This window comes from Flavobacterium sp. 316 (genome assembly GCF_000967805.1).
Lineage (GTDB): Bacteria > Bacteroidota > Bacteroidia > Flavobacteriales > Flavobacteriaceae > Flavobacterium > Flavobacterium sediminilitoris.
In genome coordinates, this window is sequence record NZ_JYGZ01000003.1 from 96,482 (window position 1) to 119,337 (window position 22,856).

Below are 22,856 nucleotides of genomic sequence, written 5' to 3' on the forward strand. Positions count from 1 at the left end.
TAAAAAATTATCAAATTTTATTAGAAAACAGAATTCCCATAAATAAAAAAAATCACACTTTCTTATTTTATGTATTTCTATTATTTTTTCTATTCACTAGTTTTTCGGCAATTGTTTCACCTATAGGATAACCTAAGTCCCTTTGAAGCATTCCCCATTCTCCTTGTGGATTTACTTCTAAAAAAACATATTGTCCATCTTTTTGTCTAATCATATCTATTGCTCCAAAAAACAATCCCATGCTTTTCATCATCTCAGTAATTGAAGAGCAAACATTTTTTGGTAGCTCATAAACATCCCAACCTACATTTTTTTCTTTTGTTGCTCGCCAATCTATCTTACCTGTTTCCGACAATGTTGCATTTATTTTACCCACAAAAAAATCACCATCAATATAAATTATTCTTAATTCATATTGTTTTTCAATCTTTTTTTGGAAAATCATTGGACAATATTCTAAACTATTTTTTAATTGTTGCAAATGATCTTCAACAAGAAGTGTTGTTGGAAAAAAAGAAGTATTTCCTTTCATACTTCTAGACAATGAACCATGTAATTTAGCAATAACTTGCTTATCACATACATCATAAAAAAAATGCTTAACTACCTCCTCATTGTTAGTAAAAACACTTTCTGGAATAGTAAGTCCTGCTTTTTGAGCTAATCTTAATTGCTCAAATTTATTTTCACCTATACTATGGTCTATATCTATTGGATTAATCCAAACTTTATCTTTTAAAGATTCAAAAAACAATCTTCTCATAGTATTATATTCCTGTAGATATATTGATTGATATGTTTTATCTAAATCTTCAGGAATAGTAATTCCCCACAATTTTCTATACCAAACCGCTTCAATAGAATCTGAAGTAAAACGATTTGTCCCATCAATTATTTCTAATACTGGCTTACCTGATGTGTTTCTATAAGACATCGACAATTTACTAGAAAAATCATCTGAGTTTAATCTGTAAACACTTTCACCTAATTCTTTTAATCGTTTTATTACAATATCAATTGTATAGTAATCTTTACTATGACTTATACATAAAATCATAATAATTTATTTAGAATCAGAAAAATTTGCATATTATTTATTGTTTGTTTTTAATAAATTAAAAAAACAAAGAGTAACGGTTAAACCGTTACTCTTATAATTTTTAAAGTAAATCAACTGGTCCACCATCATCAGAATCTGAAGGGTGCTTCATTGTATGAACTTGGTCTGATAATGGAGTAGTAGTATCATCATCAGAATCTGAAGGATATTTTAAAGTATGAGCTACATCTTCTAAAATAGAAGTAACTTTTGCTCCACCTTGTACTTCATTTGACTCTTCTTTAGTCAATTGGCTTTCTAAAAAATTTGCGAAAAATGGCTTTTTCAAATTTTGATTCTTCATGTTTTTGTTTTTTAAAGTTAATTTTAATTTTTAGTTTATTTGCAAATAACTGATGTCGAATTTAGTATTTTTTTACGGAAAAAACTCACAATAAAATCATAATAAAACGTTAAAATAAAAAATAAAATTTATATAACTCTATAAAAAAAAGAGTTTTACATATTTTTTGCGTTATTTTTCTAGAACAAATGCAGTATAAAAACAAAAAAAACCGCCTAAAAGGCGGTTTAACGAATTTAGTATAATAAATTTATTTTACATCCATTAATTCAACATCAAACACTAAAGTTGCATCTGGTGGAATAACTCCTCCTGCTCCACGTGAACCATATCCTAAATATGATGGAATAACAAAACGTGCTTTATCTCCTACTTTTAACAAAGCAATACCTTCGTCCCAACCTTCAATAACTTGTCCAACTCCTAATTGAAAATCAATAGGTTGTTTTCTTTTATATGAAGAATCAAAAACTTGTCCATTTTCTAATGCACCTTGATAGTGAACAGATACTTTTTTTCCTTTCTCTGCTTGAGTACCATTTCCTTTTTGAATAATTTGATAACGTAATCCACTTTCAGTTTTTTGAAAACCTGCTGCTAATTTCTCTAATGCTTCTYCAGCCAACCTTTTTTGATCAGCCAACCTTTTTTCTCTAGATCCTTCAAAAGTTCTAAATGCTTCAATTGCATTCCAGTTTTTAGCTTCATCACCAACTCTAACAATCTCTATAGATTCAATCACATCATTTTGAGCAACAGCATCAACCACATCTTGTCCTTCAACAACATGTCCAAAAACAGTATGTTTACCATCTAACCATCCTGTTTCAACGTGTGTAATAAAAAATTGAGATCCATTTGTACCAGGACCTGCATTTGCCATTGACAACACACCTGGTCTATCGTGCTTTAATTCTGGATGAAACTCATCATCAAATTTATACCCTGCATCTCCTGTTCCTGTTCCTAATGGACAACCACCTTGAATCATAAAATCAGGAATTACACGGTGAAATTTCAATCCGTTGTAATATGGTGTTCCCATTGATTTTGCTTTATTCTCTAACTGTCCTTCTGCTAGTCCTACAAAATTACCTACAGTTCCTGGGGTTTTATCATGTGTTAGCTTTACTAAAATACTCCCTTTTGGAGTATTAAACTTTGCGTAAATTCCGTCTTGCATTTTATTGAATTTAAATTATATGTCACAAAATTAGTGATTTTATTAGAGAAAAAAAATTACCCTAAAACTTATAAATTGAATACATTTTTAAAAGTATTTTATTCTTTATTTTAAAACCAGATAAACTTCAATTTTTAAATCGCATATCCTTTTCAATCATAAAATTATTTTAAAATTAAACTACAATCCGATCTATTAACTGCTAAATACTTAATTTTACCCCAAATAAAATTACTAAAATGGGAAAATTAAAAGGAAAAAAAGCAATTATTACTGGAGGAAGTAGAGGCTTAGGAAAAGCAACTGCTATTGCTTTTGCAAAAGAAGGGATAGATGTTGCCATCACAGGACGACATGAACAAACATTATTAGAAACTGTTTCAGAATTAAAAGCTCTAGGTGTAAATGCAACCTATGCAATATTTGATGTAAGTAATTATGAAGAGGTTAAAAATGGAATTAAAAAAATTATTAGCGTTCTTGGTTCTGTAGATATTCTAGTTAATAATGCAGGAATTGCCGCTTTTGGATCATTTAATGACATGGAAGTAAGTAAATGGAACGAAATCATACAGACTAATGTTATGGGAATGTATTATGTAACCAAAGAAGTACTTCCTTTTTTAATTGAAAAAAACCAAGGAGACATTATTAATATTTCTTCAACTGCTGGTTTAAGTGGAAACCCTAACACATCTGCTTATTCTGCTTCAAAATTTGCAGTTATAGGCATGTCTGAATCATTAATGAAAGAAGTACGCAAAAATAACATTAGAGTTTGTACATTAACACCAAGCACTATTGCTTCAGATATGTCAATTGAACTAGGAATTGCGAGTAAAGATTCTACAGAGACTGTTTTACAACCTGACGATTTTGCTGAACTAATTGTAACAAGTTTACAATTACCTAGAAGAGCCATGTTAAAAAGCGCATCATTATGGTCAACTAACCCATAGTTTTAAGACAAAATTTTCAATAAAAACAGATGACTAAAAACATATCTTTAGTTATCTGTTTTTTTTGTAAATTGAAAAATCATTTAAGACCTTAATATAAACACAGATGAAAGTTGAAAATTACATTGAAATCAATAAAAAAACATGGAATAATAAAGTTCCTTTTCATATTGATTCTCAATTTTACGATATGGAAAATTTTCTAAAAGGTAAAAACTCTCTTCCAGAAATAGACATAACACTACTTGAAGATATCAACGGAAAAAGTATTTTGCATTTACAATGCCATTTTGGTCAAGATTCTCTTTCTTTAGCTAGACTAGGAGCCAAAGTTACAGGAATAGATTTATCAGACAAAGCTATTGAAAAAGCAAGAGAATTAAATAACCAATTAAGATTAGATGCTTCTTTTATTTGTTGTGATGTTTATGAAACTTTAAAACATTTAAAAGAGAAATTTGATATCGTTTATACCAGTTATGGAACAATTGGTTGGTTACCTGATTTAGATAAATGGGCAGAAGTTATTTCTGGAGCTTTGAAACCCAATGGAAAATTTGTTTTTGTAGAATTTCATCCCGTTTTGTGGATGTTTGATGACAATTTTACCAAAATTCAGTACCATTATCACAATGAGCAACCTATAATTGAAGAATACACTGGAACATATGCCAACAAAGAAGCTGAAATTACCACCAATTATATAGGTTGGAATCATTCTCTTTCAGAAGTATTTCAAGCCTTATTAAAAAATGGTTTACAAATAGAACATTTTAATGAATATGATTATTCCAATTACGATTGTTTCAACGAAACAGTTGAGTTTGAACCTAGAAAATTCAGAATAAAACATTTAGAAAATAGAATCCCAATGATGTATAGTTTAAAATGCTCTAAAAAATAATTTCATAAAAAAAGCGATTAATTATCGTAAAACAATAATTATTTATATATTTACAGTAATAATTTATTCGTTTTATGAAAACTACTAGAATCATTTCTGCATTTTTATTCTACTTAGTAAGAATAATTTCACTTTTTTATTTTGCAACTACTCTTTACATTATTATTGTAACTAGCTTAAAAACAACTGCTTTAAGGATATTAGAAAACAATCGTTTTGCTGTATGCTATCCATTTACTAATAAGAATTTTATTTTAGGTAGCGAATATAATCTTGCTTACATCATTGAAATGGTTGTCACACTAGCTTTTTACAGTCTGTTTTTCTTTGGTTTAAGTAATGTTTTTAAAGCATTCAAACAGACAAAACTTTTTACGTGTAAAGGAGTTTTTCATTTGAAAACATTTTACATAACCAATCTTCTAATAGCTCCTATTGTTTTTGGAATTATAAGTATACAACCCAAAGAAGATTTTCCTTATTTAGCTATGATAGTTGCTCATGCCATCATTGGAATTTTTGCTTTTTTTATTGCAGCTATTTTCCAACAAGGTGTAAATTTACAAACTGATCAAGACTTAATTATTTAGATATGCCAATTATTGTAAACATTGATGTTATGCTAGCTAAACGTAAAATGCAAAGTAAAGAGTTGGCAGAAAAACTTGGAATAACTCAAGCCAATTTATCCATTCTAAAAACAGGAAAAGCGAAAGGTATTCGCTTTGAAACTTTAGAAGCTATTTGCAAAGTTCTAGAATGTCAACCAGGTGATATTTTGGAATTCGTTACAGAATAATTACTACTTAAAATAATTCTATTTTTTTCGACAAAAAACCGTCGACAGGAATTCTTTTGTTTAAAATTTAAAAATAAAAATCATCAAAATCAATCAAAAATGAACCGTTTAAAAATTAAAAATCTCCAAAAAACATATAAAAATGGAGTCACAGCTACTAACAACATATCGCTTGATATAACAAATGGAATGTTTGGATTATTAGGACCAAATGGAGCTGGAAAATCTTCCTTAATGAAAACTATTGCAGGTTTACAAAGTCCAGATAGTGGTTCTATTTTATTTAACAATGTAGATATTATCAAAGACCCTTCTTTTATTAAAAAGCAATTGGGTTTTTTGCCTCAAGATTTTGGCGTTTACCCAAAAATTAATGCTACAGATTTATTAAATCACATTGCTATCTTAAAAGGATTAACTAATAAAAATGAGCGAAAAGAACAAGTAAACATTTTATTAGAAAAAGTAAATCTTACTTCACATAGAAATAAAGAAGTACATACTTTTTCTGGAGGAATGCGTCAGCGATTTGGTATTGCACAAGCTTTATTAGGAAACCCGCAACTTATTATTGTTGATGAACCAACAGCAGGACTTGATCCTGAAGAACGAAATCGTTTCAATAATTTACTAAATGAAATAGGTGAAGATATTATTATTATTCTCTCAACTCATTTAGTAGAAGATGTGAAAAATCTTTGTACACAAATGGCAATTATTGAAAAAGGAACTGTTTTAGCTCAAGGCAAACCAAATGATTTTATTGAAGTTCTAAACGGACAATTATGGCAAAAAACAATTGACAAGAAAGAAATTCTCGAATATGAACAAAAACATGATGTTATTTTAACTCAGTTAAACATGGGCAAATCTACTATTCATGTAAGAGCTAAAAACAAACCAGATGACAGTTTTGAATTAATTCGACCTAATCTTGAAGACGTCTATTTTTCCATTCTAAATCAAAATAAATAATCACATGAATACCTTATTATATTTTGAATTACAATCTTATTTTAAGAAAATAGGATTCTATGTAACAGTCGTTTTTCTAATTGGAATAGGAATCCTTACTGGTTCTACTTTTTCAATTTCACTTAGCCCTGATATCTATAAAAACTCATCATATACAATTGCTTATATGATAGGTTTTCTAAGTCTCTTATCCATACTTTTTACAACTCTTTTAGCTTCACAAATTTTATTTAAAGAGAAAGAAGCCAACTTTAGTTTGATATTATATGCAACACCTATAACAAAAACAAGTTACTTATGGAATCGTTTTTTTCTAATTTTTGGATTAAGCGTCTTCTTTCTTATTCTTGTTATATTAGGTTTTGGAATAGGTCAATCGTTAAAATTAAACGAATCTAATTATTCTAATTTCGTTCTATCATTTTATCTTTTACCTTTTTTATTGTTTGGCTTTATTAATACTCTATTTTGCAGTGCTGTAATTTGCAGTGTTAGTTGGATAACCCAAAATAAATTAACAACTTACATTTCTGGTTTGTTCATTTACATCTTATACATGGTAATGTTACTCTTTTCTGGCTCACCTTTAATGGCTAAATCAATGCCACAATCAAAAGAAGCCATGAAAATTTCTGCTATTTTAGATCCTTTTGGACTTTCTGGCTTCTTTTCGCAAACAAATCATTATTCAATTCTTCAAAAAAATACTGATTTATTATTTCCAACTGATTTATTTTTAATAAACAGATTAGGCGTTATTGGAATTTCACTACTCTTTTTACTTATTGCTTTTAAACTATTTTCATTTAGCAATTCCGAAAAGAGAACCAAAAAAGACACGTTAAAATTAAATGACACTAATACAAATAAAACTATTCCATTAAAACCTATATCCCCAATCTTTAATAAAAGAAACACACTAAAAAAACTGCTGTCTTTCGTACATTTAGACTTAACATATATCACTAAAGGAATTCCTTTCATTTTAATATGTTTTGGATTGTTATTTAGTGTTTCTATGGAAATCTATGATGCTATTGAAAAAGGAATTCGTTTACCTCAAAAATATGCATCATCTGGATTAATGGCTAATGCAATTATTGACACATTCCCTCTTCTGGGTTTAATAGTTATTCTTTTTTATGCTCATGAAATTATTTGGAGAAGCAGAAATAGTAATTTTCATCTTATTGAAAATACAACTCCTCTAAATGAAACCACAATTTTTCTGTCTAAATGGCTCTCATTATCAATAATCATAGTGTTTTTAAGCACATTAATGCTTTTATTAGGTGTAGTTTTCCAATTCTTGTACACTTATCCATACTTTGATTGGCAAGCTTATTTAGGTATATATATATTTGTTAGTTTCCCTTTAATTTTAAGTGCTGGACTTATTTGTATCATTCAAAAATGGATTAACAACAAATATATTGGACTTACTATTTCATCAGTTTTTATTCTTCTTACTGCAACTCCTGTTGGAAAATCAATTTTAATTCATCCTTTACTTCGTTTTCAATTGCCTTTCAAAGGAATTTATAGTGACATGAATGAATATGGAACTTACTTTTCTGCATTTTGTTTGCGCAATCTATTTGGTTTAGCCATTATACTAATCTTTTTTATACTTAACCTAAAAACAAAAAGAATAAAATTAAAGTTTACCTCATTAATTTTATTTCTACTCTTACTTCCAGTAGCTTATATTTCTGGTATAATTTTTACAAATGGCTATGTATTTGAAAATCCAAAAACGAAACTAGAAGAACAAGCTAACTATGAAAGAAAATATCGCAAATTTGAAAACATTCCCCAACCATCTATTACAGATGTCGTTACTAATATAGCTTTATTTCCACTTCAAAATAACTATGAAATAAATGGAACTTATACTCTTCAAAACAAAACTGAACAACCTATTTTTCAAATTTTGATAAATTTTGAAGAAGGTTTCACTATTAAAAAAGCAACTTTAAATCATAATAACGAAGTATATAATACTACAAAACAATATGAAATATTAAACTTAAAACAACCCTTATTACCAAATGAAAAGGCCCATTTTTATTTTATTTTAAATTACCAATGGGTTCCTGTTAATGGACACAAATCCTTTAATTCAATCGTAGAAAATGGTTCTTTTATGCGAATCAGCAGATATTATCCGCAATTTGGATATTTATCTAAAAACGAAATAGAAAAAGAAGAAGATAGAAAAAAATTCCAGCTTCAAAATGCTACTACAATTCGTAAACTTGATGAAGCAAAGACTCTAGTTGATGATTTTATTAACTTAAAAATGACTATTTCTACCGAAGGAAATCAAACAGTTATTGGTGTAGGAGAACTAATCAAACAATGGAAAGATAAAGGGCGAAATTATTTTATTTACGAAACAACCTCTCCTATTCCTTTTCGTTTTGCAGTTTCTTCAGCTAAATATGCTACAAAAACAACAACTCATAATGGTAAAAAAATTGAAGTTTATTATCATCCATCACATTATGAAAATGTAGAACATTTACTTAAGAATATTGAGTTAACATTAGATTATTGTGAAACCAATTTTAAAGAATATCCTTTTAAAACAATTCGTTTTGCTGAAGTTTCCGCTTTTACTAAAGGTTTTGCCGCTACAGCTTATCCAGGAAGCACCTTTATGACAGAAGACATAGTATTTCATACTAATATAAAAGCAGACAAACAACAAGATGTTATTAACGAATTAGCCGGCCACGAATTATCCCATATTTGGTGGGGAAATAATCAAATTAATCCTGACGATAGAGAAGGCTATACGATGCTAACAGAAACATTAGCCATGTATACCGAATTGATGTTGGTAAAAAAAATGTATGGTAAAAAAAGAGTTTTAGAAAATGTCGACTTACACTTAGGAATCTATCTTGATGAAAGAAGTTTCACTATAGAACAGCCATTATACAAAGTAAATCATTATGATACGCATATTAATTATTCAAAAGGGTTGGTTATTATGTATCAACTTAGCGAAATAATAGGAGAACAAAAAATAAATTTAGCGTTACAAAACTTCCTAGAAAAAAATACCTATCCAAACTTAAATCCTATTTCTACAGATTTTATTAATGAATTATATGCAATTACTGACAAAAATTTGCACCCAAAAATCGATGATTTGTTCAAGAAAATTACTATTTACGATTTTCAAACCAAAGACATAATTGTAAAAGAGAAAAAGGGTCTTTACGAAGTATCTTTTGAAATTATTGCAAATAAATTTTATGAAGACGGTAAGGGCAATATATCTAAAACATTTTTTAATGACAATGTTGAAATATTCTTTCATTTTATAGATGGAAGCGAAAAAACAATACAAACAGCATTATTTAAAAACAATCTTGACTTTAAAATAATTTTAGATAAAAAACCGCTGTATTTATATTTTGATCCTAATCAAAAGTTTATAAAAAGAACTAATGAAGCTATTCCCATAAAACAATGATTCAAAATGAAAGTATTTTTGATGAAAACGACAATACAGTTTAGAGTTTAATTTTGTTTCAGATTTAAAGTTAACTAAATTTGCACCTTATATTCATACTTGAAAAACTAAACTTCTAATAAAAGTAAAAATGCGCATTGACATCATAACTGTTTTACCTGAATTAATTAAAAGTCCATTTGAAGCTTCTATTCTGAAAAGAGCTATTGAAAAAGGACTAGTAGAAGTGCATTTTCACAACTTAAGGGATTACACTACTAACAAACAAAAAAGTGTCGATGATTATCAATTTGGAGGTGGAGCTGGAATGGTTATGAATATACAACCAATAGACGATTGTATTACTAAATTAAAGAATGAGCGCGAATATGATGAAATTATTTACATGACACCTGATGGAGAAACGCTTAATCAAAGTATTGCAAATGGAATGTCATTGTTAAAAAATATTATTATTCTATGCGGACATTACAAAGGTGTAGATCAACGAGTACGTGATCATTTCATTACAAGAGAAATTTCAATTGGTGATTATGTTTTAAGTGGTGGCGAATTAGGAGCAGCAATACTTTGCGATAGCGTTATCCGTTTAATTCCTGGAGTATTAAGCAATGAAACATCGGCATTAACAGATAGTTTTCAAGATAATTTATTATCTCCACCTATCTACACTAGACCAGCAGATTACAAAGGTTGGAAAGTTCCTGAGATTCTTTTAAGTGGTAATTTTCCTAAAATTGAAGAATGGCGTGAACAAAAGGCATACGAACACACAAAAAACAGAAGGCCCGATTTATTAAATGAATAACAATTACGTCTTTACAATCATAATTATATCTTATTAAAGTAAATAATCTTTTTTTATGGTTTATAATTCATAATTATTTTATAATTTTGCAGCCATATTTGGACCAACCTCTAGCGATAGACGTGTATGTTGCTCTAAATCAAACAATTATTTTATTCAAAATGGCTAATTTAGTAGATTTCGTACAAAACGAATTTGTAACAAAAAAAGATTTCCCAGAATTTAATGCTGGAGACACAATTACTGTGTATTATGAAATCAAAGAGGGTGAAAAAACTAGAACTCAGTTCTTCAAAGGTGTAGTAATCCAAAAAAGAGGTGCAGGATTAACTGAAACTTTTACAATTCGTAAAATGTCTGGAGCTGTTGGTGTAGAGCGTATCTTCCCAGTGAACATGCCAGCTTTACAAAAAGTTGAAGTTAACCAAAGAGGTAAAGTTCGTAGAGCTCGTATATTCTACTTCAGAGAACTTACTGGTAAAAAAGCAAAAATCAAAGAAAAAAGAAGAAGATAATCTTCTATTTCTGTCTCATAAAAAAGTCGCAATATTATTGCGACTTTTTTTATATCTTCACCCTAACTTAAAATATCATTACATAAAAAAACCGAGAATATCATTTTCTCGGTTTTTCTATTTTTACTACATACCAAAAAGCTTAAAACTAAACATGTAGTGGTCTATTATCTGTTGCAGCTAATGCTGCTTCTTTAATCGCTTCTGCAAATGTAGGATGTGCATGACTCATTCTTGAAATATCTTCCGCACTTGCTCTAAACTCCATTGCAGTTACTGCTTCTGCAATTAGGTCTGCACAACGAGCGCCTATCATATGAACTCCTAAAACTTCATCTGTCTTAGCATCTGCCAAAATCTTCACAAAACCATCAACATCTCCACCTGCTCTAGCTCTTCCTAATGCTTTAAATGGAAAACTTCCGCTTTTATAAGCAACTCCTTCTGTTTTCAATTGCTCTTCTGTTTTACCAACAGCAGCAACCTCTGGCCATGTATAAACCACACCTGGAATTAAATTATAATCAATATGAGGTTTTTGACCTGCTAAAATCTCAGCTACCATAACACCTTCTTCTTCTGCCTTATGAGCTAACATTGCTCCTCTAACTACATCACCTATCGCATAAATATTTGACACATTTGTTTGCAAATGATCATTTACTTCAACAACCCCTCTATCAGAAATTTTAACACCAGCTTTATCAGCATTTAATCCATCAGTATAAGGACGACGACCAACAGAAACTAATGAATAATCTCCTTCTAAAGTGATTACTTCTCCTTTTGTATTTTCCGCTTTTACCGTTACAACATCTCCATTCCTATCAACAGATTGAACTTTATGAGAAGTATAAAATTTCATTCCTTGTTTTTTCAGCACTTTTGTCAATTCTTTCGATAAAGCAGCATCCATTCCTGGTATAATTCTATCCATATACTCTACAACAGAAACTTGAGCTCCCAATCTTAAATACACTTGGCCCAACTCAATACCAATAACTCCTCCTCCAATAATCACTAAATGTTTTGGCACTTCTGGCAACTTTAAAGCTTCAGTAGATGTGATTACTCGTTCTTTGTCTAATGTAATAAATGGCAAAGAAGATGGTTTTGAACCTGTTGCTATAATTATATTTTTAGATTCAATTATTTCAGACGCTCCATCATTTTTAGACACTTTCACATGTGTAGCATCTTCAAATGAACCAATCCCTTCAAAAACAGTAATATTATTCTTATCCATTAAATATTTGACCCCACCAGAGGTTTGATCAACTACCGCTTGTTTACGAGCAATCATTTTTTCCAGATTTACTTTAACCTCACCAGAAACTTCTATTCCGTGATCAGCAAAATGTTGTAATTCTTGATAATGATGTGATGAAGCCAATAATGCTTTAGAAGGAATACATCCTACATTTAAACATGTACCTCCAAGTGTAGAATATTTTTCAATGATAGCTGTTTTCAACCCTAGTTGAGCGCAACGAATTGCTGAAACATATCCTCCTGGACCTGAACCTATAATAACTACGTCAAATGAACTCATAGTATTTATCTTTATTAATGTTGTGTTTAAATAAATTGTGGTACAAAATTAAGGAATTAAGTTTACACGACTTTAGTTTATTTTGAAAATATAACACTTTTTCTTATTCAAATAATTCCTTACAAAGAACAAAAAAATAGCCTTGAAATAATCAAGGCTACTTTTAAAATTTATTTCTAGAAATTACATTTCTTCTTGACAAGTATACACTTGAGCACATGCAAAATAAATTCTACAATAATCTGGACCTGTTACAGAACCTCTGCAATCACATCCACATTTTGAAAAATCCAATTTAGCTTGTCCTTTAATTTGCTTCATGTTTTCTCTTGATAATACTTCTATTCCTGAAATGTTCAAAAATTTAGCTTTCATAATTTAGTTTGTTTTTGTGTTAAAATTCTATCAAATATAGAAAAAAATAATAACCAAACAAATTAAATATTCATATTTTCCCTTTTAATATGTAAAAAATACTTTACAAAAAAACCATCTAATTTAAATTAAATGGTTTCATACAAAACATTCGTTTGTTAATTACATTTCTTGTTCGTCTTTACATGTATAAACTTGAGGACAACCAATATATTGACTACAATAAAATGGTCCAGTTACAGAACCTGCGCAATCACATCCACATTTTGATAAATCTACAGGACCAGAAATCCCTCCTAAAATTTGTTTTTGATTCTTTCTAGTCAATTTAGTAATTCCTGAAATACTTAATAATCTGCTTTTCATAATTTTGTTTGTTTTTGTGTTAAAATAACGTCTAATATAAAAATTTTAACACACATAATCATTATTTATTTAAAAAAATAAAACAATTTCAAAATTAATCTAAGGACATTTACTCGTTACATGTATAAACTTGCGGACAATATATATGTCTACGACAGTAAAAAGGTCCTGTTACTGATCCACTACAAGAACATCCACATTTTGACAAGTCTACAGGTTCCAAAATGCCTCCAAAAATTTGTTTTTGATTTTCCCTAGTTAGAACTTTAATTTCTAAGATACTTAATAATTTTGATTTCATAATTTCATCTATTTGTGTTAAAATATTATCAAATATAAAAAATAATAACCAAATTAAACTAAAAAAACACTTGTAAAACATTTTCACAAGTGTTTAATTAATTATTTTTATATAATAATCTGTATTGAATATTTAGGACGGATCAATTACCTAAATATATTATATAATAAACAATACAATAAATTTATCTTAACAAGTATATACTTGAGGACATGCAAAGTATTTACTACAATAAAAAGGCCTGTTACTAATCCACTACAAGAACATCCACATTTTGACAAATTTATAGAATCAGAAATTCTAGCAAAAATTTGTTTTTAGTTTTCTCTAGTTAAAACTTTAATTTCTGAAATGTTTAGTAATTTACTTTTCATGATACGTTTGTTATTTATGTTAATAATAACTAATATACAGAATTATTTATTTAGTCTAAATGATGTTGTATTTTTAACTTCACTAATCATAAACGTACTATGAGTACTTCCAATGTGCTGAATAGTTGTTAACTTGGTAACCATAAATTCCCGATATGCTTCCATATCTTTTACAAAGATTTTCAAAATATAGTCATAATCTCCACTTACATGAAAACATTCTAATACCTCATCTAATTTAACAACCTCTTTTTCAAATTGCGAAATAAGATCTATATTATGCTGTGTTAATCTCACATGACAAAAAACAACAAAGTTTTTTTCTATCTTTGCTTTATCTAAAACAGCAACATATTTACTTATAACCTTCTCACGTTCTAATTTTTTAATTCTTTCATAGACCGCTGTTACAGACAGATTCAATTTTAAAGACAATTCTTTTGTTGTCTTTTTTGTATCTTCTTGTAATAATTCTAATAATTTCTCATCAATTTTATCTAACTTCATTTTTGTTTGTTTTTGACAAAATTACAATAATTAAGAATAAAAATCTAATAAAAACAAAATATAAAGAATTAAAAACTGTTTTTTAGTAATTATGTTGAAAATATGAAGCCGAATAATGATATTTGATTTATAAACCTAAAATCAAAATCATGAATTCATTTAATCCCGCTGACAAAATACAAGATTTACAATATTTTGGAGAATTTGGAGGAGTAAATCCTTCTATATCTGATTCTTCAACTTATACATTCCTTTCTGCAAAAACAATGTTTGATACTTTTGAAGGTAACGCAGAAGGCTGTTATTTATATTCCAGACACTCATCTCCTAGTAATTTATATTTAGACAAAGCTCTTGCAGCAATGGAAGGAACAGAATCTGCAAACGTTTCTGCATCTGGAATGGGAGCTATTACCCCTACTCTATTACAATTATGTGAAAACGGAGATCATATCGTTTCTAGTAGAACTATTTATGGAGGAACATACGCTTTTCTTAAGAATTTTGCTCCAAGAATGGGAATCAAAACCACTTTTGTAGATATTACAAAACTTGAAACAGTAGAAGCTTCAATAACACCAAACACAAAGGTTCTATATTGTGAAACTGTAAGTAACCCATTATTAGAAGTGGCAGATTTAACTGGTTTATCTAAAATTGCAAAAAAACACAATTTAAAATTAGTAGTCGATAATACCTTTTCACCATTATCTGTTTCTCCAATTAAACTAGGTGCTGACATTGTAATTCACAGCTTAACAAAATATATAAATGGCAGTAGTGATACTGTAGGTGGAGTAATTTGTGCTTCACAAGACTTTATAAATGACTTAAAAAATGTAAATTCTGGAGCAAGTATGCTATTAGGTCCAACAATGGACAGTATGCGTAGCGCTAGTATAATGAAAAACCTAAGAACATTACACTTACGCATCAAACAACATAGTACTAATGCAGCTTATTTAGCCGAAAAATTTGAAAAAGACGGAATTAAAACAGTTTATCCTGGATTAAAAAGTCATCCTAGTCATGAAATATATAAAAACATGATAAATCCAGAATATGGTTTTGGAGGAATGATGACTATTGATGTGGGTTCTTTAAATAAGGCTAATGAATTAATGGAATTAATGCAGGAACGTAACTTAGGATATTTAGCAGTTAGCTTAGGGTTTTACAAAACATTATTTAGCGCACCTGGAACATCTACTTCTTCTGAAATTCCACTAGAAGAACAAGTAGAAATGGGATTAACCGATGGTTTAATACGCTTTTCAGTTGGTTTAGACAATAACATTGAAAGAACGTATAGTATGATGAAAGATTGCATGAAAGAATTACACATTTTATAATAAATAAAAGCAAATTTGTGATAAAATCCAATTACAGAATATGTAGTTGGATTTTTTTTACCTTTGAAAGAAAGACTAAAAATGAAAAAATCCCTTTTAATTTTAACTTTATTCCATTTTCTTTTAGGATTTACACAAACCGACTCTAGAATTTACGACATCATCAACCAAATATCATCTGAAAGAATACAAAAAGACATTACAACATTAACAAATTTTGGCACAAGAAACACATTTAGCGATACTATCTCTAAAACAAGAGGAATTGGAGCAGCTAGAAGATGGATTAAATCTGAATTTGAAACAATCTCAAAAGAATGCAAAAATTGCTTAGACGTATTTTATCAAAAAGATTTTGTAACAACTAATGATGGAGAACGCGTTCCAAAAGATACTTGGATTGTAAATGTAGTTGCGATACAAAAAGGAACAAAATACCCAAATCGATATATTATAATGAGTGGTGACATTGATAGTCGAAATTCAGACACAATGGACTTTACTACTGACGCTCCTGGTGCAAATGACAATGCCTCTGGAATGGCTGGAACAATTGAAGCTGCACGAGTTTTATCTAAACATAAATTTGAAAACAGTATTATTTACGTAGGTCTTTCTGGAGAAGAACAAGGACTATTTGGAGGAAAAGGGCTAGCTAATTATGCAAAAAATAAAAACTGGGAAATTATAGGCGTTTTAAATAATGATATGATTGGTAATATTGAAGGCATTGATGGAGTAATTGACAATAGAACTTTTAGAATATTTTCAGAACCAACATCCACAACTGAAACCGAAAAAGAACGTAATATGAGACGCTTTTATGGAGGTGAAGTTGACGGTATTTCTAGACAATTAGCTCGATATATTGAAAGAACAACTAAAACTTATATGCCCGAAATGAACCCAATGATGATATATCGATTAGATCGATTTGGAAGAGGTGGTCATCACAGACCTTTTAATGATTTAGGTTTTGCAGGTATTCGGATAATGGAAGCACATGAAAATTATAATCGTCAACATCAAAATATCAGAGAAGAAAACGGAATAAAATATGGAGATGTTTTAGAAGGTGTTAATTTTGAATATGTAAAAAAACTAACTGCTGTGAATGCTATTAATTTAGCAGCTCTTGCTTGGTCTCCTCCTGCTCCAAAAAATGTTTTAATTGGTGGAATTGTAAAACCAAATGTAAAACTACGTTGGGAAAAAAATTCAGACACTAGTATATTAGGCTACAAAATATATTGGAGATTAACAACTTCTCCACAATGGGAATTTAGTCGATTTGTTGGCAATATTGATAATTTCGAATTAGAAGGTATTGTTATTGATAATTATTTTTTTGGAGTATCAACAGTAGGAAAAAATGGTCACGAAAGCCCCATAGTCTTCCCTAATGATATTATCAAAGAGACATTTAGAAAGAGATAATTATTTTCACTTTTAAGTAAAAACAAAATTTGCTTTTTTAACAACAATACAGAGGAAAATAAAATTATACTTAGAATCATTAAAACAAATGACACTAAATAACAAGTTCTTATAAAATAAATCATTTTTGATGTCACGCAACTTTGTCATTACTAACTCTTTTTTCTATATTGCATCCTCAAAAAAAAATAAATGGACACTAAAATAAATTCAAATAAAGAGTTAAGTATATGGGAAGCATTGATTCCTGTTGCAGCTCTAATTACAATGTTAGGTTATAATGTTTATATTTTTGAAGACAACGCATTAGGAGGCAGTAATCAATTCATATTATTACTCGGCGCAACAGTAGCTGCAATAGTTGGTTACTTCAACAAAGTAAGTTTTTCAAAAATGCTTGATGAAGTAGCTGAAAACATTAAATCTACAACTGGTGCCATTTTAATCTTATTAATGGTTGGTGCACTTGCTGGAACATGGCTAGTTAGCGGTATTATTCCATCTATGATATATTATGGTTTACAAATTCTAAGTCCAGCAATATTTTTACCTGCTACTTTAATCATTTGCTCTGTAATTTCAATTTCTACAGGAAGTTCATGGACTACTTCAGCTACTGTTGGTATTGCCTTAATAGGTATTGGTGGAGCATTAGGTTTCGATAAAGGAATGATTGCAGGAGCTGTTATTTCTGGTGCCTATTTTGGAGACAAACTATCTCCAATGTCCGACACTACTAATTTAGCACCCGCAATGGCAGGAACAGACTTGTTTACACATATAAAGTACATGTCATTAACAACAGTTCCAAGTTATATAGTAACATTAATTTTATTTATCATTTTAGGATTAACCATTGAAACAAGTGGAATTGCTGATTCTTCAACTCTTTTAAACGATATTCAAAAATCTTTTCATATAACTCCATGGTTATTCTTAGTACCTATTATTGTAATAGGACTAATTGTAAAGAAAACAGAACCATTAGTTGCGTTATTAATTGGAACACTTTTAGCTGGAATTTTTGCAATTATTTTCCAACCAGAAATTGTTTTAATGCTTTCAGGTGGGAAAAGTTTAAATTTCGCAAATGCATATAAAGGAATATTAAATGCTATAACTACAGACTCTGTAATCCCTACAAAAAATGAAACATTGACAGACTTGTTCAAATCTGGAGGAATGCAAAAAATGCTAGGCACAATATGGTTAATTTTATGTGCTATGGTCTTTGGTGGAATTATGGATGCAATTGGAGCATTATCAAGAATTAGCCAAGCTCTTCTTAAAATGGCAAAATCTACATTCGGATTATTTGCTTCAACTGTTGGAAGTTGCTTAGCTCTAAACATTACCGCGTCAGATCAATATCTAGCAATTGTTGTACCTGGCAAGATGTTTTCAAAAGCATACAAAGATAAAGGGCTAGCTCCTGAAAATCTAAGTAGAACCTTAGAAGATTCTGGAACGGTTACCTCTGTTTTAATACCTTGGAACACTTGTGGAGCTTATCAATCTGGAACATTGGGCGTTGATACATTTGATTACTTACCTTATGCTTTCTTTAATATTATAAGTCCATTCATGACTTTAATTTTTGCCGCATTCAACATTAAAATTAAACAATTAACTTCTAGTGTAAAAAACTAACATTTACGTGATAAGTCTAATAACAAAATAGAGGTCTAAAATTTTTAGACCTCTATTTTGTTTATATAATCAAATTATTAATTCAAATCAAAACGATCAAGATTCATTACTTTATTCCAAGTAGCGATAAAATATTTCACAAAATCTTCTTGAGAATCTTTAGAACCATATACTTCAGCAAGCGCTCTAAGTTCCGAATTAGACCCAAAAATAAGATCTACTCTTGTTCCTGTCCATTTTAATTCACCTGTTTTACGATCACGCCCTTCGAATACATCTTGAACATCCGAAGTTGCTTTCCAAGTTGTTCCAAAATCAAGAAGGTTAACAAAGAAATCATTTGTCAATGACCCTGTATTTTTTGTAAACACACCATGTTTAGTTTGCCCATGATTAACATTTAGAACACGTAATCCTCCTACAAGAACAGTCATTTCTGGAGCAGTCAACGTCATTAGTTGAGCACGATCAATTAACATTTCTTCAGCTGACACACTATATTTGGTTTTCATATAATTTCGGAAACCATCTGCTTTTGGTTCTAAAATAGCAAAAGAATCTATATCTGTTTGCTCTTGTGATGCATCTGTACGTCCTGGAGCAAAAGGAACTTTCACATCATGTCCTGCATTTTTAGCAGCTTGTTCTACTCCTACACAACCACCTAATACAATTAAATCTGCAATTGAAACCTTCTTATTTCCTGACTGATTTGCATTAAATTCTTTTTGAATAGCCTCTAATTTCATTAGAACATTTGATAATTCTACTGGGTTATTAACATCCCAATCTTTTTGTGGAGCTAAACGAAGACGAGCTCCATTTGCTCCGCCTCTTTTATCTGAACCACGAAAAGTAGATGCAGAAGCCCAAGCAGTTGAAACCAATTGAGAAATAGATAATCCAGATTCTGTTATCTTAACTTTAAGTTCAACTATATCTTCATCATTAACTAATTCATGATTAACTACAGGTATAGGATCTTGCCAAATTAATTCTTCTTTAGGAACTTCAGGTCCTAAATAACGTTCAACTGGCCCCATATCTCGATGTGTCAATTTAAACCATGCTCTTGAAAACGCATCAGCAAATTTATCAGGATTTTCATAAAAATGCCTTGATATTTTTTCATAAACAGGATCTACTCTTAAAGAAAGATCAGTTGTTAGCATAAATGGAGCATGACTCTTAGATGAATTATGTGCATCAGGAACCGTACCAGCTCCTGCTCCATTTTTTGGCCTCCATTGATGTGCTCCTGCTGGACTTTTAGTTAATTCCCATTCAAATCCAAAAAGATTTTCAAAAAAATTATTACTCCATTTTGTTGGAGTAGTAGTCCAAGCTCCTTCTAATCCACTACTAATTGTATTTTCTCCATTACCACTACCAAATGTGTTTTTCCAACCAAGACCTTGCTCTTCAATAGTTGCTGCTGCAGGTTCTTTCCCTACATATTTATTTGGATCAGCAGCACCATGTGTTTTACCAAAAGTATGTCCTCCTGCAATAAGTGCAACTGTTTCTTCGTCGTTCATTGCCATACGGCCAAAAGTTTCACGAATATCTTTAGCAGCAGCAAGTGGATCAGGAACTCCATTAGGCCCTTCCGGATTCACATAAATCAATCCCATTTGTACAGCTCCTAATGGGTTTTCCAATTCACGATCTCCACTATAACGTTTATCTCCTAACCATTCTTTTTCTGACCCCCAATACACATCTTCTTCTGGCTCCCAAACATCTTCTCTTCCTCCTGCAAAACCAAAAGTTTTAAGTCCCATAGATTCTAAAGCACAGTTTCCTGCTAAAATCATTAAATCTGCCCATGAAATCTTCTTACCATATTTTTGTTTAATTGGCCAAAGCAATAATCGAGCTTTATCAAGATTAACATTATCAGGCCAACTATTTAATGGTGCAAATCGTTGTGTTCCTGAACCCGCTCCTCCTCTACCATCTGCAATTCTATAAGTTCCCGCACTATGCCAAGCCATACGAATAAAAAACGGCCCGTAATGCCCGTAATCAGCAGGCCACCAATCTTGAGAATCTGTCATTAATTCGAATAAATCTTTTTTTACTGCTTTTAAGTCTAAACTATTGAAAGCCTCAGCATAATTAAATGTTTCTCCCATCGGGTTAGATAAAGCCGAATTCTGTCTTAGAATATTAATTTTTAATTGATTAGGCCACCAATCACTATTCTTTGTACCAAAACCAGCACTTTGTTTCATCGCTCCTCCAGAAAATGGGCACTTACTTTCACCATTCAGTTTTTTGTTGTTTTCCATAATACTATTGTTTTTTATTGATTAACTTTCCATGCTAAATTAGTTATTAAAAACTATTGAAATTATTTTTATAATAGATAAAAACTATACTTGAATTAAAAGCTGTTATAAATTTAATTTTTTTATTTTAAAATTTTATTAATAAATTATTAAAAAAAATCCTAAAAAAATAATTAAAAGATAATACTTATAATACAATAGAAAATTACAATCAAAACCTATTCAACAATACTAAAATAGAGCTTATTTTTGCCACATAATATTAGAATTAATAATCCATTAAATATTTTAAACTATGTCATTAGTAGGAAAAAAATTTCCAAACATTACAGTTGATGCAATCTCTGAAATGGGAGATAACTTAAGAATCAACGTTTTAGAAGAAGCTACAAAAAACAACAAGAAAGTTTTATTGTTTTGGTATCCAAAAGATTTCACTTTTGTTTGCCCTACTGAATTACATGCTTTCCAAGCTGCTTTAGGTGAATTTGAAAAAAGAAACACAATTGTAATTGGTGCTTCTTGTGATACAAATGAAGTGCACTTTGCTTGGTTAAACACTCCGAAAAACAATGGTGGAATTGAAGGCGTTACATATCCTTTAATTGCTGACACTACAAGAAATTTATCTGCTGCTTTAGAGATTCTTGATGCTGAATGGGTTTATGATGAAAATTTAGGAGAAGAAATCCTTGAAGGTTCAAACGTAACTTTTAGAGCAACATATTTAATTGACGAAGATGGAAAAATTTTCCATGAAAGTGTAAATGATATGCCATTAGGTAGAAATGTAAACGAATATTTACGCTTAATTGATGCTTATACTCATGTTCAAACAAAAGGTGAGGTTTGTCCTGCAAATTGGGAAGAAGGGAAAGAGGCTATGAATGCTGATAGATTAAGTACTGCTGCATACTTAAGCCAAAACTAATTTTATTAAATAATTACTTAAGGCAATCGTAATGAATTAATTTATATTACGGTTGCCTTTTTTAAACAAAAAAAATGATACAAGAATTAAACCAAGATAATTTACAAGAGATTGTAAACTCAAATGATACCATAATTGTACAATACTCAGCTTCATGGTGTGGAAATTGTAGAATAATGAAACCTAAATTTAAAAAACTAGCTTCAGAAAACGAATCGATTGCATTTTATATTGTAGATGCTGAACAATTTCCTGAATCGAGAAAATTAGCAAAAGTTGATAATTTACCTACTTTTGCAACTTTTAAAAATGGAAAATTAGTTAATCAAACGCAAACTAATAAATTAGAAGTCTTAACTGAATTAATAAACGAAGTAATCTAATATTTTATGAAATTACCCGTAATAAAACAATTAACTCAATTTATTGAAGACAATGACGCTGATTATCTTATTGAAACCATTGAGGTTTTAGAAAACCTTACAGAGGTTTCATCATTAAAAGATGAAGAGCTGGATGTTATAGGCGAATTAATTTCAAATATGTATGGAGCTCTCGAAGTTCAAAAATTGATTAAAGAAGGTGCTGATAAAAAAACAGCACTAAATAATTTTATGAAACGTGTTCTCGGATCTATTGATAAAGAATAATTGAAGCTCTCAAAACATGAGAGCTTTTTTATAA

At 29.9% G+C, this 22,856-nt stretch carries 23 protein-coding genes; 14 read left to right on the top strand and 9 right to left on the bottom strand.

The window, feature by feature from the left end; translation table 11 throughout:
• Positions 1-67: 67 nt before the first annotated feature.
• From SY27_RS06740 to SY27_RS06750, 3 genes are all read right to left on the bottom strand, one after another.
• Entirely contained in the window at positions 68-1,057 is a 990-nt protein-coding gene (locus SY27_RS06740; protein WP_045968515.1) for an MvdC/MvdD family ATP grasp protein, read from the bottom strand.
• 103 nt (positions 1,058-1,160) lie between these two features.
• Entirely contained in the window at positions 1,161-1,403 is a 243-nt protein-coding gene (locus tag SY27_RS06745) for a microviridin/marinostatin family tricyclic proteinase inhibitor (protein ID WP_045968517.1), read from the bottom strand.
• 250 nt (positions 1,404-1,653) lie between these two features.
• Entirely contained in the window at positions 1,654-2,586 is a 933-nt protein-coding gene (locus SY27_RS06750; protein WP_045968519.1) for a peptidylprolyl isomerase, read from the bottom strand.
• A gap of 239 nt (positions 2,587-2,825) precedes the next feature.
• Here SY27_RS06750 and SY27_RS06755 point away from each other — a divergent pair, with 239 nt between their 5' ends.
• The 8 genes from SY27_RS06755 (at position 2,826) to rplS (ending at position 11,033) form a co-directional block, all read left to right on the top strand.
• On the top strand, positions 2,826-3,545 hold the full coding sequence (locus tag SY27_RS06755) for a 3-ketoacyl-ACP reductase (protein WP_045968522.1): 720 nt from the start codon (positions 2,826-2,828) through the stop codon (positions 3,543-3,545).
• Between the two features lie 106 nt (positions 3,546-3,651).
• A complete protein-coding gene (locus tag SY27_RS06760; protein ID WP_045968524.1) occupies positions 3,652-4,449 on the top strand; it encodes a bifunctional 2-polyprenyl-6-hydroxyphenol methylase/3-demethylubiquinol 3-O-methyltransferase UbiG in 798 nt (265 codons plus the stop codon).
• A gap of 74 nt (positions 4,450-4,523) precedes the next feature.
• A complete protein-coding gene (locus SY27_RS06765) occupies positions 4,524-5,039 on the top strand; it encodes a DUF2975 domain-containing protein (protein ID WP_045968526.1) in 516 nt (171 codons plus the stop codon).
• A 2-nt stretch (positions 5,040-5,041) separates the two neighbouring features.
• Entirely contained in the window at positions 5,042-5,248 is a 207-nt protein-coding gene (locus SY27_RS06770) for a helix-turn-helix transcriptional regulator (RefSeq protein ID WP_045968528.1), read from the top strand.
• Between the two features lie 99 nt (positions 5,249-5,347).
• Entirely contained in the window at positions 5,348-6,223 is an 876-nt protein-coding gene (locus tag SY27_RS06775) for an ABC transporter ATP-binding protein (RefSeq protein WP_045968530.1), read from the top strand.
• A 4-nt stretch (positions 6,224-6,227) separates the two neighbouring features.
• Entirely contained in the window at positions 6,228-9,710 is a 3,483-nt protein-coding gene (locus tag SY27_RS06780; protein ID WP_052705192.1) for a M1 family aminopeptidase, read from the top strand.
• Positions 9,711-9,840: 130 nt separating this feature from the next.
• Positions 9,841-10,518, top strand: coding sequence for a tRNA (guanosine(37)-N1)-methyltransferase TrmD (trmD, locus tag SY27_RS06785; RefSeq protein WP_045968532.1), 678 nt, complete (start codon positions 9,841-9,843; stop codon positions 10,516-10,518).
• 161 nt (positions 10,519-10,679) lie between these two features.
• Positions 10,680-11,033, top strand: coding sequence for a 50S ribosomal protein L19 (gene rplS, locus SY27_RS06790; protein ID WP_045969279.1), 354 nt, complete (start codon positions 10,680-10,682; stop codon positions 11,031-11,033).
• 148 nt (positions 11,034-11,181) lie between these two features.
• Here the strand turns inward: rplS and lpdA are convergent, their stop codons facing one another.
• From lpdA to SY27_RS06810, 5 genes are all read right to left on the bottom strand, one after another.
• On the bottom strand, positions 11,182-12,585 hold the full coding sequence (gene lpdA / locus SY27_RS06795) for a dihydrolipoyl dehydrogenase (protein ID WP_045968534.1): 1,404 nt from the start codon (positions 12,583-12,585) through the stop codon (positions 11,182-11,184).
• 183 nt (positions 12,586-12,768) lie between these two features.
• The gene (locus SY27_RS06800; protein WP_045968536.1) at positions 12,769-12,960 is read right to left on the bottom strand and encodes a hypothetical protein; all 192 of its coding nucleotides are present in this window, start codon (positions 12,958-12,960) and stop codon (positions 12,769-12,771) included.
• 162 nt (positions 12,961-13,122) lie between these two features.
• Positions 13,123-13,326, bottom strand: a complete 204-nt coding sequence (locus SY27_RS06805; RefSeq protein ID WP_045968538.1) for a hypothetical protein — start codon at positions 13,324-13,326, stop codon at positions 13,123-13,125.
• A gap of 109 nt (positions 13,327-13,435) precedes the next feature.
• A complete protein-coding gene (locus SY27_RS18505; RefSeq protein ID WP_082084327.1) occupies positions 13,436-13,627 on the bottom strand; it encodes a hypothetical protein in 192 nt (63 codons plus the stop codon).
• A gap of 416 nt (positions 13,628-14,043) precedes the next feature.
• Positions 14,044-14,508 (bottom strand): Lrp/AsnC family transcriptional regulator, encoded by a 465-nt coding sequence (locus SY27_RS06810; RefSeq protein WP_045968540.1) that lies wholly within the window; start codon positions 14,506-14,508, stop codon positions 14,044-14,046.
• A gap of 149 nt (positions 14,509-14,657) precedes the next feature.
• Between SY27_RS06810 and SY27_RS06815 the strand changes: the two genes are divergently transcribed.
• From SY27_RS06815 to nhaC, 3 genes are all read left to right on the top strand, one after another.
• Positions 14,658-15,860 carry an aminotransferase class I/II-fold pyridoxal phosphate-dependent enzyme gene (locus tag SY27_RS06815; RefSeq protein ID WP_045968543.1) on the top strand — a complete coding sequence of 401 codons (1,203 nt, stop codon included), beginning with the start codon at positions 14,658-14,660 and terminating at the stop codon, positions 15,858-15,860.
• Between the two features lie 81 nt (positions 15,861-15,941).
• Positions 15,942-17,297 carry a M28 family peptidase gene (locus SY27_RS06820; protein WP_045968545.1) on the top strand — a complete coding sequence of 452 codons (1,356 nt, stop codon included), beginning with the start codon at positions 15,942-15,944 and terminating at the stop codon, positions 17,295-17,297.
• 192 nt (positions 17,298-17,489) lie between these two features.
• A complete protein-coding gene (gene nhaC / locus SY27_RS06825; RefSeq protein WP_045968547.1) occupies positions 17,490-18,947 on the top strand; it encodes a Na+/H+ antiporter NhaC in 1,458 nt (485 codons plus the stop codon).
• Between the two features lie 77 nt (positions 18,948-19,024).
• Here nhaC and katG read toward each other — a convergent pair whose 3' ends face one another.
• Entirely contained in the window at positions 19,025-21,241 is a 2,217-nt protein-coding gene (gene katG / locus SY27_RS06830) for a catalase/peroxidase HPI (protein ID WP_045968549.1), read from the bottom strand.
• Positions 21,242-21,536: 295 nt separating this feature from the next.
• Between katG and SY27_RS06835 the strand changes: the two genes are divergently transcribed.
• From SY27_RS06835 to SY27_RS06845, 3 genes are all read left to right on the top strand, one after another.
• Positions 21,537-22,172, top strand: coding sequence for a peroxiredoxin (locus tag SY27_RS06835; RefSeq protein WP_045968551.1), 636 nt, complete (start codon positions 21,537-21,539; stop codon positions 22,170-22,172).
• Positions 22,173-22,246: 74 nt separating this feature from the next.
• On the top strand, positions 22,247-22,555 hold the full coding sequence (locus SY27_RS06840; protein ID WP_045968553.1) for a co-chaperone YbbN: 309 nt from the start codon (positions 22,247-22,249) through the stop codon (positions 22,553-22,555).
• A gap of 6 nt (positions 22,556-22,561) precedes the next feature.
• Positions 22,562-22,822 carry a hypothetical protein gene (locus SY27_RS06845; protein ID WP_045968555.1) on the top strand — a complete coding sequence of 87 codons (261 nt, stop codon included), beginning with the start codon at positions 22,562-22,564 and terminating at the stop codon, positions 22,820-22,822.
• Positions 22,823-22,856: the final 34 nt, after the last annotated feature.